Source organism: Pseudomonadota bacterium (genome assembly GCA_016195085.1).
Taxonomy (GTDB): Bacteria; Pseudomonadota; Alphaproteobacteria; order SHVZ01; family SHVZ01; genus JACQAG01.
In genome coordinates, this window is sequence record JACQAG010000039.1 from 18,053 (window position 1) to 33,252 (window position 15,200).

Here is a 15,200-nt window from a genome sequence, read left to right on the forward strand (position 1 = left end):
CCGATTCCAAGGGGCCGGGAAAGGCGCGGCGCGGCGCGGCGGCCATCCGCGCAAGAAGATTTGCCTTGCCGGGACTGCCGGGCCTCAGCATGCTGTCCTCGATGGAGCTCGATAAGACCACGGTTCGCGCCGTCGAGATCCTGGCCGATGAGACCGCACGGGTCACCGGCACCGGCTCGATGGCCTATCTGCACTTGACGCGCGCCGCCAGCGTCAAGACCGACCGCGCGTTGGATGCGGCCAAGACGGAATTCGACAAGCTCCCGGGCGAGCGCCGGCGCTCCATCAGCTCCAGCGCCATCGAGCATGCGAGCCGGGTGGCCTCGGGCAACGACAGCATCCTCAAGCCGATCGCGACGACCGGCAAGAAGGTCTGGCCGCTCCTCATCCGCGGCCGCTAAGCGAATCTTCGATCGGCTGAGATCGCTCTCCTATCGTCACCCCCGGGCTTGACCCGGGGGTCCATCGATGGATTGCCGGGTCAAGCCCGGCAATGACGAAATAAACTAGGAGTTCACCGCGGAGACACGGAGGTCACGGAGACGATTGGCTTCGTGGCGCGCTACGCGTGTGAGCTTCATCTCGTCTCCGTGTTCTCCGTGTCTCCGGGGTGAGTTCTCTTCTGCTTCTGCGTCGTCGTCCCTACCTCAGCACGTTGCTCGCCTCGGCGGCGGCGATGAGGGCTTTGGCGTCGGCGGGCAGCAGGAATTTCTCGGCGATCGCCGTCTCGGCGGCTTTGGCGACGGCGGCGACATAGCCCGCATGGGAGCCGTAGCGCTCCTCCAAGGAGGGCCTCGGATCGTTTGCGGCCAGGCGCTCGGCCTTCGTCTTGGCGAACGGGATCATGCCGCCGGCATAGTTGCAGATCTGATCCTTGTGGAAGCCGGCGGCGGTGATGTTCCAGCCGAGATAAGTGCCAAGCGGCGCATCGCGGAGCACGACGGGAACGCCGCCCAGCTCGTTGCCGTCGGCATCGACCTTGGGCACCTTCATGGCGATGGCGCGTTTCACTCCCGGCGGCACCAGCGTCTGGATTCCGGAGCCGTCCCTATAATTGAAGTCGGGGCCGAAATCGTAATCGATGACCGGGTTGATGAGACCGGTCGGCGCATCGCCGGGCAGCTCGGCGAGTGCGGGAAAGCCCATCGCCTGCCTGGTGGCGTCGACCAAATTCCCGTCCGCCAGCCTCGGATAGCGGCTCGGCGGCGGGGTGGCGCCCGTCATCACCCAATCGCGGAAATGCGCACGGATGGCGTTCACCGTTTCCGTGTGGGGAACCGGATTGGCGGCGAGCAAGCCCTGGCCGTAGCCGGCGCTGGGGCAGGCGGGTGCGGCTGCCACGGTGGTGGTGAAGCCGCCGGAGCCGCCGCCATGCTGGGTCGATGGGATGTAGTAGCGCCTGACCGTGTCGGGCAGCTTGATGTCGGCATCGCCCGATGTCCCGACCCATTCCGGCGTCAGCTTCAGGCCCCAGACCTCCGCCGCGCCGAAATGCTCGATGATCTTCGGACAGGTGTTGCTGGCGGTGCAGCGATCGAGGATGCCCGCCTCCGGCAGCCCGCGCACGGGGTCCGGCCAGCGCGTCCACCATTGCGGGCCCTCGCTGCCGGGCTCGTACAGCTTCAAGACGCCGTCGGGCATGGCAAAGCGCACATTGAGCGCCACCCGCCGCCCGGCGATGATCGGCCAGGCGCCGTCATAGACCTGCCGTCCGGCTTCGTCCTGATTGAAGCCCAGATGCAGGAAGGCGCGGACGAAATTGCCCGATTGCGACACGCCGCGGGTGATCGCCCAGCGGACGCCGCCGGCAATGGGATTGGGCGTGCCGGCATCGTCCTTGGCTTCGTAGCGAAAGAAGGTGCCGAGATCGCGGAAGGCGGCGAAGCCGATGCCCAGCACCGGCGGGTCTGCCGCGGTGAACACGACCTGATAGAGGAGGCTCGGATCGAAGCCGTTCTTGAGGCAGATCTCGGTCGGATCGGGCGTACCGGGAAATGGCTTCTCGGCGCTGCACTTGGCCCAGGCCCAATCGGATGACGGGACGGTCGCGGCGCCGCCGACCACGCCCTCGGCGGTCTCGGAAGCGTGCGTGGTCAAGCTCGCCTGCGTCGTGTCCAGGCTTACCGGGCGGTAGGGCAGCGGATTGGAATGCACGATCATCGGCTGCGAGCTCTTGCCCGCGGCGTTGAGGATCCGCCCCATGACCTTGCCCGCGATGGGAGAACCGTCAGGGTTCTTCGCCACCGGCACGACGACATAATCGTTGTTGGCGGCGGGCCGGGTGGCGCCGGAATTGTCGCCCTGCCAGCCGCTGGAGAGGCCGATGTCGCCGGTCATGCGCTCCTGGGGCACGATGGTGAGGCGGCCGCCGCGATTGGGCACGTCGTGCCACAGGAGCCGGCTCGATTTCGCCATGTCGATCGGCTTGGTGAGCTGGAAGGTCGCGGTGTATTCGACCATGCCGCTTGCGTTCTTCGGCGCCGCAGCGATGTCCTGGATGAGGGCGTTCTCGGGCAGCGCCGGGTCGAGCTCGCCGATCGCCCGGCCCGTGAGCACCTCATAGGGACCGGCATCGCCGAAGCTCCGGCCCTCGAAGGCGGGCCGGGTCTGGGACTCGATTTGAATCTTGGTGACCCGCGCCTCGGCGGCCGGGCACGTGGCCAGGCCGGCAAGCAGGGTGGCGACGGCGAGCGCCACGGCCGCGCTGCGCGCCTGCATCCTGGATCGTCCAATCATCGCTTCCTCCCCTTTCGGCGTCGGCTTCGCTCCGGCTGCGAGCCGATCATTGGCGCAAGGATAGGCGGCTCGGCCGGGACCGGCAATTCACAGGGGCTTGTGCGGGGGCGGCGGCGATGAGGCTAGGAAGCAGGGGCGCCGGTGGCGCCGGCGACGGCGGCCAAGAGGGCTGCCGCATCGAAGGGCTTGGCGAGCGTAGCGACGGCGCCGGCGCTCTGCGCAAACATGAGCAGGCTCCTGCTGCCGCCGGACATGGCGATGATCGGCACCGTTCGATCCATCTCCTGCAGCATGACGATGGTCTCGATGCCGTCCCGGTTGGGCAGAATTATGTCGGTGATGACGAGATCGGGACGACGCTCGGCGAAGCTCTCGATGCCGTGGTTGCCGTCGGCGACGGAGCGAACCACATGGCCGCTCCCCTCCAGCATGGCGCGGACCACCTTGCGGTATTGCGGATCGTCTTCGATGAGGAGAACCGCAGCCATGCGCATGCCGATCCGGCTTGTGGTGAAAGCGGCGCCTCAGAGGATTTAGGGCAAATTCACATCAAAGTCAAAACACTGCCGGCGGATCGGCGCTAAACTGCGCTCGCTATTGCGCCGGTTTGGGCAACAAAGGAACCAAAGTGGGAATCGTCGCTCCGGCATTGGCGAGACTGATGCGCGCCCGCGAAACCTTGCTGGTCGGGCTCGCCGTGCTCATTGCCGTCGTCGCGGCGGCGCTGGTCATTGCCCGCACCTATGTCGACACCCAGGAAAGCCTCTACACCGACGCCGAGATCGCGATGGCGCACGCCACGCAGGATGCGGCGAGCGAGGCCAATCACCTCTTCATCCCGGCCTGGAGCGCTGCCGAGAACGTGCTGGAAGCCGGCCTGCCCGAGCTGGCGGCGGCCGAGGCGGAAAGGCTGTTCTTTGCGCTGGCCACCGTCTCGGTGCGCCACGCGGCGCAGATCAATGCCGTCTATATCGGCTTTCCCGACGGCTCGTTCATGCTGCACGAGGAGTTCGTGCCGCGCGAGCTGAGCGAGCAGCCCTCGGCCGAAAAGATGCTGAGCCGCATGGTCGCCGAGGCGGGTGTCAGGCGCATCATCGACCGGCGCCCGGGCGGCTCCGGCGATGCCTGGTACCTGCAGGATCGCCAACGCGGCGAGTGGGTGCGCGCCGACGCCCGCGCCGTCCCCTACGATCCGCGCACGCGGCCCTGGTACCGGGCAGTGCTCGCCCGCGGCACCCCGATCTGGAGCGATCCCTACGTCTTCGTCTCGACGCGGGCGCCGGGCATCACCTTGGCGATGCCGATCAAGACCCGTGCCGGCGCGCTCTGGGGCGTGGTCGGCGTCGATATCGGGCTCGGATCCTTATCCCAGATCATGGATGGGTTCCGCCGGAGCCATCTCGGCCCGAGCGGCATGATCTTCATCGGCGACGGCGACGGCCGGCTGCTCTCCCATCCCGACCTTCGCCGCCATATCGAGGCCTTGAGCGAAGACGGTCTGAGCGATACCGCCAATGTCAGCCTCGTGCATCGCGCCGATGCCGCCGACCTCGCCTTGTTCCGGGCGCTGGGGGCGACCCAATCGGCGGCGCGCGCCGAGGCCGAGTCGGGCATCATCATCGGCACCCGCGCCGCCTTGGACAAGAACGTGGCGCCCCCGGCCTTCCTCTATATCGGCCAGTCCGCCGACGAGATCGCCGGCGATGCGATCGCCGAGCTCAAGCGCAACCTCGCCATCCTGCTGGCGGTCATCGTCGTGGCGCTGGCGATCGCCGCCTACGCGGTCAAGCTCAGAAACGAAGTGACGCGGCGGCGGGCGACGGAGCGGGCGCTCATCGAAGCCAAGCACGTGGCCGAGGAAGCCACCCGGGCGAAGTCGTCCTTCCTCGCCATGATGAGCCACGAGATCCGCACGCCGATGAACGGCGTCATGTCGATGGCCGAAATGCTGGACCAGACGGATTTGAGCGAGGATCAGAAGAGCATGTCCTCGGTCATCCGCGGCTCGGCCGGGGCGCTGCTGACGATCATCAACGACATTCTCGACTTCTCCAAGATCGAGGCCGGCAAGCTCGAGATCGAGCGCGTGCCGTTCTCGCTCTTGGAGGTGGCGGAGGGCACGGGCGAGCTGGTGAGCCCGCGGGCGGAGGAGAAGGGGATCGACTTCGTGCTCGATCTCGATCCCGCGCTCCCCGATCGCCTGGCGGGCGACCCGACGCGGCTCAGGCAGATCCTGCTCAACCTCGCCGGCAATGCGGTGAAGTTCACCGATTCCGGCGCCATCACCATCAAGGCGCGCGCCGAAGGGATGCCGAAAGCCGGCGCGGTCAGGCTCCGCTTCGAGGTGATCGACACCGGGATCGGGCTCACGCAAGAGCAGCGCTTGAAGCTGTTCAAGCCCTTCGTGCAGGCCGACAGCTCGACCGCGCGCAAATATGGCGGCACCGGGCTCGGGCTCTCCATCTGCCAGCGGCTGGCGGCGATGATGGGGGGTGCCATCGGCGTCGAGTCGGAGGCAGGACGGGGCTCGACCTTCTGGTTCGAGCTGCCGTTTGCGATTGAGGGGGGCGCGGTCGGGGACGGAGCGCCCGTGCTGCCGGCAGTCGCCATTGCCGATGCGCGCGTGGTGCTGGTCGGCTTCGAGCCGGCGCGCCGCCAGATCCTGGAGCGGCTCTTGGCAGCGGCCGGAATCGCCGAAGTGCAAACCGTCGGCCCGGAAATCGACGTCGTCTCGTACCTCCGTGCCCGCTACCGGGCAAGCGGCCAGAGCGACATCGTGCTGGTGCGCGCCGGCCCAACCAGCCGCTCCGGGCTGGATCGGGCTGAGAGCGTTCTGGCGGCCGACGGGCTCGGCCAATGCAAGGTGGTTCTGGTCGCACCCCGGGGCATGGTCTCCAGCCTCGCCGCCGCCGATCGCCAGGGGCTGTTTGCGAGCTTGAGCATGCCTTTGCGCCGGCGCCGGCTGTGGCAGGTGATCGCCGCTTGCCTCGGGCGCGCCAGCCTGGACTCGCGCCAGGCCTCCGGCACGGATGCGGCGACGGGCTGGGCGCCGCCGGAGATCGAGCGCGCGCGGGGTGCAGGCGCCTTGGTGCTGGTGGCCGAGGACAACGCCACCAACCAGATCGTGATCAAGCGCCTCCTGACCCAGCGCGGCTATGCCCATGAGATCGCCAATGACGGTGTGGAAGCGCTGGCGCTCTACCGGCCGGGCGAGCACGGGCTGCTGCTGACCGACTTCCACATGCCGGAGATGGACGGCTTCGAGCTCACCAGGCGGCTTCGCGACCAAGAGCATGAGGGCGTGAGGTTGCCGATCGTGGCCTTGACGGCCGATGCCTTGCCCGGCACCGAGCAGCAGTGCCTCGCCGCCGGCATGGACGGCTATCTGACGAAGCCGATCGACTCGAAGGCGCTGACCCAGATCTTGGAGCGGTTCCTGCCGCAGGCGAAGGCGCTCCGGCGCCCGGGCGGAACGATCGCCGCGGCGCCGCAGGCCGCGCCGGCCGCGGCGGCAGCCGCACTGCCCGAGATCGACCCGCAGGTCTTGGATCTCGAGCGCCTGAAGGAGACCTTCGGCGGCTTCGGCGAGGAGGCTCGGCAGTTCCTGGCCGGCTTCGTCGCCGACGTGCCGCGCATGCTGGAGGAGATCACCGCGGCCTTGGCCAAGGAGCAGCAGGAAGCGGCACGGGACGCCGCGCACGCGCTTAAAGGTGCGGCGCGCTCCACCGGCGCTCAGCGCCTGGGCCAGCTCGCCGCCGACATCCAGGATTGCCTCGACGCCGAAGATTTGGAGACCGCCGGCGTGCTGAACCGGCTGCTCCAGCAAACCCACGCCGAGCTCCGCCAAGCCGTGGCACCGCTCATGCCTGCCGCCTCGTGAGCCGAGGGCGGCGCCTGTACCCGACCTCAAAGAACCCCCACCCTCCCCCGCGCTAACGCACGGGGGAGGGAGATTCAAAAGTGTTCGTGCGGCGCTCCCTCCCTCGCCGACAGGCGGGGGAGGGTCGGGGTGGGGGCATTTTTCGCTGCTAACGGAACCCGATCCAGCGCCCCTCGTCTTGTCTACAGCCGCGCTGCCTGCGCCTGCAGCTTTGCGAGCAGCCGGTCGAGGAGCGCGGATTCTGTCGGCGTGAGGGCGGCCATCAGATTCGCCTCGCGGCCAAGCGCCAAGGGCACGATCTCGGCATAGATCGCGCGGCCCCTGGGCGCCAGGCTCAGAACCCGGCGCCGGCGATCCGCGGCATCGCCGATGCGGCTGATAAGACGGCGATCGAGCATGCGTCCGACGGCGCGGCTCACCTGCACCTTGTCCATGGCTGTCACCCCGCAGATCTCGCTGGCCGAAAGCCGCCGATACCGGCCGAGGGCCGCCATTACCCGCCATTCGGGAATGGAAAGCCCGAAGCGCTCGGCATAGAGCCGGGCAATGGCGCGGCTCACCGTGTTGGTCAAGACCGAGAGCCGGTAAGGCAGGAAACGCTCGAGCTCGAGCCCGGGTGCGGCAATCGCTTCGGGGGGGCTTGGAATTGGTTTCATTTGCAACTAATATCCTAGCTCAAGGGCCATGGGTCAAGCGCCGCCCGCGGATCGGCGGCCGGGAGGAAGCGACATGCCGACGAAACCGGTGGCCGGTGCCGACGCCGTCAATCCGATGGGAACCGACGGCTTCGAGTTCGTCGAATACACCGCCCCCGACGTGGCCGCGCTCGGGCGGCTGTTCGAGGGCATGGGCTTCACCGCGGTGGCGCGGCACCGCTCGAAGGACGTGACCCTCTATCGCCAGGGCGACATCAACTTCATCGTCAACGGCGAGCCCGACAGCTTCGCCCAGTCCTTCGCCCGCGTGCATGGTCCCTCGGTCTGCGCCATCGCCTTTCGCGTCAAGGACGCGCCGGCCGCCTTGAAGCGCGCCGAAGCCTTGGGCGCCAAGCCCTTCGAGGGGCGGATCGGACCGATGGAGCTCAACATCCCGGCCATCCGCGGCATCGGCGACAGCTTGATCTACCTGGTCGACCGCTATGGCGAGCGCACCATCTACGACGTCGATTTCCGCCCGGTGCCGGGTGCCGATCCGAGACCCAAGGGTGCGGGTCTGCTGGCCATCGATCACCTGACCCACAACGTGCACCAGGGCCGCATGGATCACTGGGCGCGCTTCTATGAGCGGCTCTTCAATTTCCGCGAGATCCGCTACTTCGACATCGAAGGCAAGCTCACCGGCCTGAAGAGCCGGGCGATGACCAGCCCCTGCGGCAAGATCCGCATTCCCATCAACGAGAGCGCCGACGACAAGTCGCAGATCGCCGAATATCTCGAAGCCTATCGCGGCGAAGGCATCCAGCACATCGCGCTCGCCGCCCACGACATCTACGAGTCGGTCGAGGGCCTGGCGAAACGCGGCGTCGCCTTCTTGGCCGACGTCCCCGAGACCTATTACCAGATGCTGGCCGAGCGGCTGCCGGGCCACGGCGAAGACGTGGCGAGGCTGAAGCGCGACAAGATCCTGATCGACGGCGCGCCAACCGACAAGGGCGGCACGCTCTTGCAGATCTTCACCAAGACGGTGATCGGTCCGATCTTCTTCGAGCTCATCCAGCGCAAGGGCGACGAAGGCTTCGGAGAAGGCAATTTCCGCGCGCTGTTCGAATCGATGGAGCGCGACCAGATCGCCCGCGGCGTGCTGCAAGACGTGCCGCGGTCCTGAGCGAAGGGACGCACACCATGAGCAAAAGCTGGATCTCGTTCCCCCGTGTGGAAGGCATCGCGTCGCGCCAGGCGCACACCGATCTGCCCGACGGCACCTATGAGCGCGAGCTCGGCAAGGAGGGCTTCTTCGGGCCTTCGAGCCACATGATCCACCGCCATCCGCCCACCGCCTGGACCGATTGGCAGGGCCCGCTCCGCCCCCGCGCCTTCGATCTCGCCAAGCTCAACGGCATCGATGCCTCGCCTTGGGAAGCGGCCGAGCTCCTTGGCAACGCCCATCTCCGCCTCAGGCAATGGCGCACCAGCGGCGCCATGGACCACCTCGTGCGCAATGGCGACGGCGACGAGCTCGTCTTCCTGCATCAAGGCCGCGCCGAGTTCTTCTGCGACTATGGGCATCTCTCGCTCATCGACGGCGACTATCTGATGATCCCGCGCGGCACCCTGTGGCGGATCGAGGCCGCGGGCGATCTGACGGCACTCCTCATCGAGGCGACCGGCGACAGCTACTGCCTGCCGGAGAAGGGCATGGTCGGCCAGCATGCGGTGTTCGATCCGGCGATGCTGGACGTGCCGGCCATCGATGCCGCGTTCAAGGCGCAGCAGACCGAGGATCCCTGGCGGGTCATGATCAAGCGCCGGGGCCGGATCTCCACCGTCACCTACCCGTTCAATCCCTTGGATGCCGTCGGCTGGCACGGCACGTTGTTGCCAGTCAGGATCAATTGGCGCGACATCCGCCCGCTGATGAGCCACCGGGCCCACCTGCCGCCTTCGGCGCACACCACCTTCCTTGCCTCCCGCTTCGTCGTCTGCACCTTCGTGCCCAGACCGGCGGAGAGCGATCCCGGCGCCCTCAAGCTGCCCTTCTTCCACAACAACGACGACTTCGACGAGGTGATCTTCTATCACCGTGGGCGTTTCATGAGCCGCGACAACATCCATCCCGGCATGGTGACGTTGCACCCCTCGGGCTTTCCCCATGGGCCGCATCCGAAAGCCTTGGCGCTCGCCGCCAAGTCCCCGGGCGGGCAGATGCTGGACGAGGTCGCGGTCATGATCGATGCCCGCGATGCCCTCGACATCGCCACGCTGCCCGAGGGCGTGGAATGGACCGGCTATGTCGATAGCTGGAGGACGCAAGCGAAGGCGGCGGAATAGTCAAGAAACGATGAGTGCACCACGGAGACACGGAGAGCACGGAGACGAAAGGATCTAATGCGCGCCTTGCCCGCCAACGCTCCTTCTTCTCCGTGCTCTCCGTGTCTCCGTGGTGAATCTCCTAAAAGTCGAGAAGGGAGAGGCAAGAAACGATGAAGCTCGCATCATTGAAGCTGGGCGGCCGCGACGGGACGCTGGTGGTCGTCGACCGCACGCTGACCCGCGCCGTGCCGGTGCCCGACATCGCCCCCACGCTCCAGCGCGCGCTCGAGGATTGGGGCTTTGTTGCCGCCGAGCTGCGCTCGGTCTACCGCCTCCTCGATCACGACCAGATGCAAGGCGCCTTTCCCTTCGATCCGGCAGCGTGCGCCTCGCCCTTGCCGCGCGCCTATCAATGGGCCGATGGCTCGGCCTATCTCAATCATGTCGAGCTGGTCCGCCGTGCGCGGGGTGCAGAGATGCCGAAGAGCTTCCTCTCCGACCCGCTCATGTATCAAGGCGGCTCCGATTATTTCCTCGGGCCACGGGATCCGATCCTGGCCGGCTCCGAGGAGTTCGGCATCGACTTCGAAGCCGAGGTCGCGGTCATCGTCGACGACGTGCCCATGGGTATCGGCGCCGCCGTGGCCCGTTCCCGCATCAAGCTCGTCATGCTGGCGAACGACGTCTCCTTGCGGAACCTCATCCCGGGCGAGCTCGCCAAGGGCTTCGGCTTCTTCCACGGCAAGCCGCCGACGGCATTCTCGCCGGTCGCGGTCGAGCCTTCCGAGCTCGGGGCTGCCTGGGACGGCGGCAAGCTCAGCCTGCCGCTGTTGAGCCATCTCAACGGCAAGGAGTTTGGCCACCCCAATGCCGGGGTGGACATGAATTTCGATTTCCCCCGCCTCATCCAGCATGCGGCGCTGACGCGGCCGCTCGGCGCCGGCACCATCATCGGCTCGGGCACCGTCTCCAACCGGGATCCCGCGGCGGGCTATGCCTGTGTCGCCGAGAAGCGCACGGTGGAGACGCTGGAATCCGGCAAGCCCGTAACCCCCTTCCTCAAATTCGGCGATGTGGTGCGCATCGAGATGCTGGATGGCGGCGGCAGGACGATCTTCGGGGCCATCGAGCAGACCGTCGCCGCAGCGATGCCGGTGCGCTAGACGACACCCTGCACGTCCGTCGTGCGTTCTTCGACAGGCTCAGAATGAGCAGATTATGTGCATGGCATAAATACTGATGGCAAAAAGACGAGGCTCATCCTGAGCCTGTCGAAGGATGAGCTTGCCGAAGGACGCACAATCGCCGTCCGAGACTACGTCATGCGAGGGGAAACGAGGATGAAGCTCTACGGCTATTTTCGCTCGTCGGCGGCGTTTCGCGTGCGCATCGCGCTCGGCCTCAAGAACCTCGACTATGAAAACGTCTTCATCCATCTGCGCAAGGGCGACCAGTCGACGCCTTCTTTCCTCGGGCACAACCCGCAGGGATTGGTGCCGGCTCTGGCCGATGGCGCGGCCCTTCTCACCCAATCACTCGCCATCATCGAGTATCTGGACGAGACCCGCCCGCACCCGCCGCTGATGCCCTCGACCCCGGTCGAACGGGCGCGCGTGCGAGCGCTGGCGCAAGTCGTCGCCTGCGACATCCATCCGATCGACAATCTCCGGGTGCTCACCTACTTGACCGGCGATCTCGGCGTCTCGGAAGCCAATCTGCAGCGTTGGTACAATCACTGGATCCAGATCGGCTTCCAGGCAATGGAGTCGATGCTGGCGGGCCACCCCTCGACCGGCCGCTTCTGCCACGGCGACACGCCGGGACTGGCCGACATCTGCCTGGTGCCGCAAGCCTTCAACGCCCGGCGCTTCCAGCTCGACATGAGCGGCTTTCCCACGATCCGGCGCATCGTCGAGGCCGCGATGGCGCTCGCCCCCTTCGATCAGGCGCAACCCTCGAAGCAGCCGGATGCGGAGTAGACGCCCTACTCCTCTTAAGCCCCTCGCCCGCATTGCGGCGACTGACGACTCACGGATCGTTGATATCCTTGACGCTTCAGAGGAAACTGCTGGTGCCTTGCGTCAGGAGTTACCCCAAGGTTCAACCGACCCAATCACATACGCCCGCCCGACGACGGCGCTCTTGTCTGGACGTCTTGGTCAATAGTTCGGTAGCCCCAGCAGTACAGCGCAACTCACGCGGGAGATAGAAGGAGTATGAGCAACGGCGATTTGAACTGGATCACGAACTTCATCTGGGGGATAGCCGACGACGCCCTGCGCGATCTCTATGTGCGCGGCAAGTATCGGGATGTGATTTTGCCGATGATGGTGCTTCGCCGTCTCGACGCGGTGCTTGAACCCACCAAGCAGGCCGTGCTCTCGATGAAAGTGAACCTCGACAAGGCGAAGATCTCCAATCAGGACGCCGCTCTCCGGCAGGCGGCCGAACAGGCGTTCTACAACACGTCGCGCTTCACCTTGCGCGATCTGCGCAATCGCGCGAGCCAGTCGCAGCTCAAGGCCGACTTCGAGGCCTTTCTCGACGGCTTCTCGCCGAACGTGCAGGAAATCCTCGACAACTTCGAATTCCGCAATCAAATACCGAAGCTCTCGAAGGCCGACGTGCTGGGCACGCTGATCGAGAAGTTCCTCGATTCCGCGATCAATCTCGGCCCCAAGCCCGTGCTGAACGGCGATGGCTCGGTGAAGCATCCGGGCCTCGACAATCATGCGATGGGCACGATTTTCGAGGAGCTCGTCAGACGCTTCAACGAGGCAAACAACGAGGAAGCAGGCGAGCACTGGACGCCGCGCGACGCCGTCAAGCTCATGGCAAAACTGGTCTTCGTTCCGGTCGCCGATCAGATCACGTCGGGCACCTACCTGCTTTATGACGGGGCCTGCGGCACCGGCGGCATGTTGACGGTGGCGGAAGCGACATTGAACGAGCTCGCTGCGCAGCACGGCAAGAAGGTCTCGACCCACCTCTTCGGGCAGGAGATCAACGCGGAGACCTATGCCATCGCCAAGGCCGATCTGCTGCTCAAGGGCGAAGGCGAGGAAGCCGACAACATCGTCGGCGGTCCTGAATGGTCCACGCTCGCCAACGACGCCTTCCCCTCGCGCGAGTTCGATTTCATGCTGTCGAACCCGCCTTACGGCAAGAGCTGGAAGAGCGATCAGGAGCGCATGGGCGGCAAGGATGGCATGCGCGATCCGCGCTTCGTCATCAAGCACGCCGGCGATTCCGAATTCAGTCTCGTCACCCGTTCAAGCGACGGGCAGATGCTGTTTCTCGCCAACATGTTGTCGAAGATGAAGCACGATACGCCGCTGGGCAGCCGCATTGCCGAGGTTCACAACGGCTCGTCGCTGTTCACGGGCGACGCCGGCGGCGGCGAAAGCAATGTGCGGCGCTGGATCATCGAGAACGATTGGCTGGAAGCCATCGTCGCCCTGCCGCTCAACATGTTCTACAACACCGGCATCGCAACCTATGTCTGGGTTCTGACCAACCGCAAGCCGGCCCACCGGCGCGGGCGGGTTCAGCTCATCGACGCGACTGTCTGGTTCAAGCCGCTGCGCAAGAACCTCGGCAAGAAGAGCTGCGAACTGGCCGATGCCGATATCGAACGCATCGTCGAGACCTTCCTGAAGTTCGAGGAGAGCGATCAATCGCGCATCTTCGACAATGTGGAGTTCGGCTATTCGAAGGTGACAGTGGAGCGACCTTTGCGCGCGCGCGGCATCGATCCGAACCGCGCCTATGCGCCGAAGGAAATCAAGGCACTCAAGGATGAAGGCCGAATCATCGAGGATGGCGCGCCCGTCATCCGCCGTATCCACAAGCCCGGCAAGTCGGAGGCCGATGCGTTACGCGGGCTCTTCCCGGCCACGATCGAAGGCAAGCGCTGCGTGGTCGAATTCGAGCCCGACAGCGACCTGCGCGATACCGAGACGGTGCCGTTGACGGAGCCGGGCGGGATCGAGGCGTTCATTCGCCGGGAGGTGCTGCCGCATGCACCTGATGCGTGGATCGAAGAGAGCAAGACCACGATTGGCTATGAGATCAGCTTTACGCGTTACTTCTATAAGCCGCGGCCGCTGCGCCCGTTGGAAGCGATCCGCGCCGACATCCTGGCGCTGGAGCGCGAGACGGACGGGCTGATGGCCGACATCATTGGAGCCAATCGATGATCGACGGGCTTCGCCCCTACCCGGAGATGAGTCCGACCGGGTTGCCGTGGTTAGCCGAACTGCCGACCGCTTGGGAAGTCCATCGCGCGAAATACTCCTTTCGCGAAGTGGATGACCGGTCAGAGGAGGGGGGCGAGGAGTTGCTCTCGGTTTCGCACAAGACGGGCGTGACCCCGCGCAGCCAAAAGAACATCACGATGTTCATGGCGGAGAGCTATGAGGGGCACAAGGTCTGCCGTCCGGGTGACGTTGTCGTAAATACGATGTGGGCGTGGATGGCAGCCATCGGCGTAAGCCGCCACGTCGGCATTGTCAGCCCTGCCTACGGTATCTATCGGCCGAGAACGACCAACCAATTTGAACCAAAGTATCTCGACTACCTGCTGCGGACTGAGGTCTATCGGGCAGAATATGTGCGCAGCTCGCGCGGCATCACGACATCGAGGCTGCGGCTCTATCCGCCAGATTTCCTCAACATCCCATTCGTGCAGCCGCCCCTCGATGAGCAGCGGCTGATCGTGCGGTTTCTGGATTGGCACGGGGCGCAGACGGCGAAGCTGATCCGCGCCAAGAAGAAGCTCATCGCGCTGCTGGATGACCAGAAGCAGGCCATCGTCCATCGCGCCGTCACGCGCGGCTTCGACCCGAGCGTAAAGCTCAAACCCTCCAGCATCCACTGGCTCGGCGACGTGCCGGAGGGGTGGGAGGTGATTCCTTTCAAGCGATGCATTGGGTTCCAAGAGGGGCCAGGCATTATGGCGCTCGACTTCCGAGATGTCGGGATTCCGCTGTTGCGGATAGCTGGGCTGCATGGCGATGAGGCAACCCTTCGCGGGTGCAATTTTCTCGATCCCGACATGGTTGATAAGCGCTGGCCGCACTTCCGAGTCCAAGAAGGAGACTATTTACTCAGCTCTAGCGCGAGCACGGGCAAAATATGTCTCGCTACCAAAGTCGTTGAAGGTGCAATCCCGTATACGGGGATCATTCGCCTTTGGCCGATTTCAAGCAACGTATCCATGCCGTTCCTGAAGTACTTGATCAGCGCACGTCCGTTTCAGGATCAGCTCGATGCCGCAAAATCAGGCGTGGCCATCGAACATTTTGGACCGACCCACCTAAAACGTATTTTGATTTGCCTACCGTCTCGATCTGAACAAGATGTCCTTGCTCAACATATCGCGGAAACGACGGTGCGGTTCGATATAGCGGCAACCGCCGTCGAACGCGAGATCGCCCTGCTTCAGGAATTCCGCGCTCTCCTGATTGCCGATGTCGTCACCGGCAAGCTCGATGTGCGCGCGGCCACAGCGAGCTTACCCGAGATCACTGAAGCGGAACCCATCGACGAAATTGCGGCCGACGATCTCGAAGAGGAGGTCGGCGACAACGAGAACGAGGAGGTTGCCGCCTGAG

The 15,200-nt window shown here is 65.3% G+C and carries 11 protein-coding genes; 8 read left to right on the top strand and 3 right to left on the bottom strand.

The genetic code is table 11. The features are described 5' to 3' along the window. Positions 1-65: 65 nt before the first annotated feature. Complete coding sequence (locus HY058_11810) at positions 66-401, top strand: hypothetical protein (GenBank protein MBI3497980.1); 336 nt, start codon at positions 66-68, stop codon at positions 399-401. Positions 402-642: 241 nt separating this feature from the next. Here HY058_11810 and HY058_11815 read toward each other — a convergent pair whose 3' ends face one another. Both HY058_11815 and HY058_11820 read right to left on the bottom strand, forming a co-directional pair. Continuing rightward, positions 643-2,676, bottom strand: coding sequence for a hypothetical protein (locus tag HY058_11815; protein MBI3497981.1), 2,034 nt, complete (start codon positions 2,674-2,676; stop codon positions 643-645). A 182-nt stretch (positions 2,677-2,858) separates the two neighbouring features. Next, entirely contained in the window at positions 2,859-3,224 is a 366-nt protein-coding gene (locus HY058_11820; protein MBI3497982.1) for a response regulator, read from the bottom strand. Positions 3,225-3,397: 173 nt separating this feature from the next. On the opposite strand from HY058_11820, the gene HY058_11825 reads away from it, so the two are divergent. Further along, positions 3,398-6,616: a response regulator gene (locus HY058_11825; protein ID MBI3497983.1), complete on the top strand. Its 3,219-nt coding sequence runs from the start codon at positions 3,398-3,400 to the stop codon at positions 6,614-6,616. Between the two features lie 182 nt (positions 6,617-6,798). On the opposite strand, the gene HY058_11830 is transcribed toward HY058_11825, so the two are convergent. Further along, complete coding sequence (locus HY058_11830) at positions 6,799-7,272, bottom strand: winged helix-turn-helix transcriptional regulator (GenBank protein MBI3497984.1); 474 nt, start codon at positions 7,270-7,272, stop codon at positions 6,799-6,801. Between the two features lie 73 nt (positions 7,273-7,345). Here HY058_11830 and hppD point away from each other — a divergent pair, with 73 nt between their 5' ends. The 6 genes from hppD to HY058_11860 all read left to right on the top strand — a co-directional run bounded on the left by hppD (position 7,346) and on the right by HY058_11860 (position 15,199). Next, a complete protein-coding gene (gene hppD, locus HY058_11835) occupies positions 7,346-8,440 on the top strand; it encodes a 4-hydroxyphenylpyruvate dioxygenase (protein ID MBI3497985.1) in 1,095 nt (364 codons plus the stop codon). 17 nt (positions 8,441-8,457) lie between these two features. Further along, positions 8,458-9,603 (top strand): homogentisate 1,2-dioxygenase, encoded by a 1,146-nt coding sequence (locus tag HY058_11840; GenBank protein MBI3497986.1) that lies wholly within the window; start codon positions 8,458-8,460, stop codon positions 9,601-9,603. A gap of 152 nt (positions 9,604-9,755) precedes the next feature. Beyond that, positions 9,756-10,748, top strand: coding sequence for a fumarylacetoacetate hydrolase family protein (locus tag HY058_11845; protein MBI3497987.1), 993 nt, complete (start codon positions 9,756-9,758; stop codon positions 10,746-10,748). Positions 10,749-10,925: 177 nt separating this feature from the next. Next, positions 10,926-11,564, top strand: coding sequence for a maleylacetoacetate isomerase (gene maiA / locus HY058_11850; protein ID MBI3497988.1), 639 nt, complete (start codon positions 10,926-10,928; stop codon positions 11,562-11,564). Between the two features lie 237 nt (positions 11,565-11,801). Next, positions 11,802-13,784: an SAM-dependent DNA methyltransferase gene (locus HY058_11855; GenBank protein ID MBI3497989.1), complete on the top strand. Its 1,983-nt coding sequence runs from the start codon at positions 11,802-11,804 to the stop codon at positions 13,782-13,784. Beyond that, positions 13,781-15,199 carry a restriction endonuclease subunit S gene (locus HY058_11860; GenBank protein ID MBI3497990.1) on the top strand — a complete coding sequence of 473 codons (1,419 nt, stop codon included), beginning with the start codon at positions 13,781-13,783 and terminating at the stop codon, positions 15,197-15,199. The genes HY058_11855 and HY058_11860 overlap by 4 nt, the downstream gene beginning before the upstream one ends. Position 15,200: the final 1 nt, after the last annotated feature.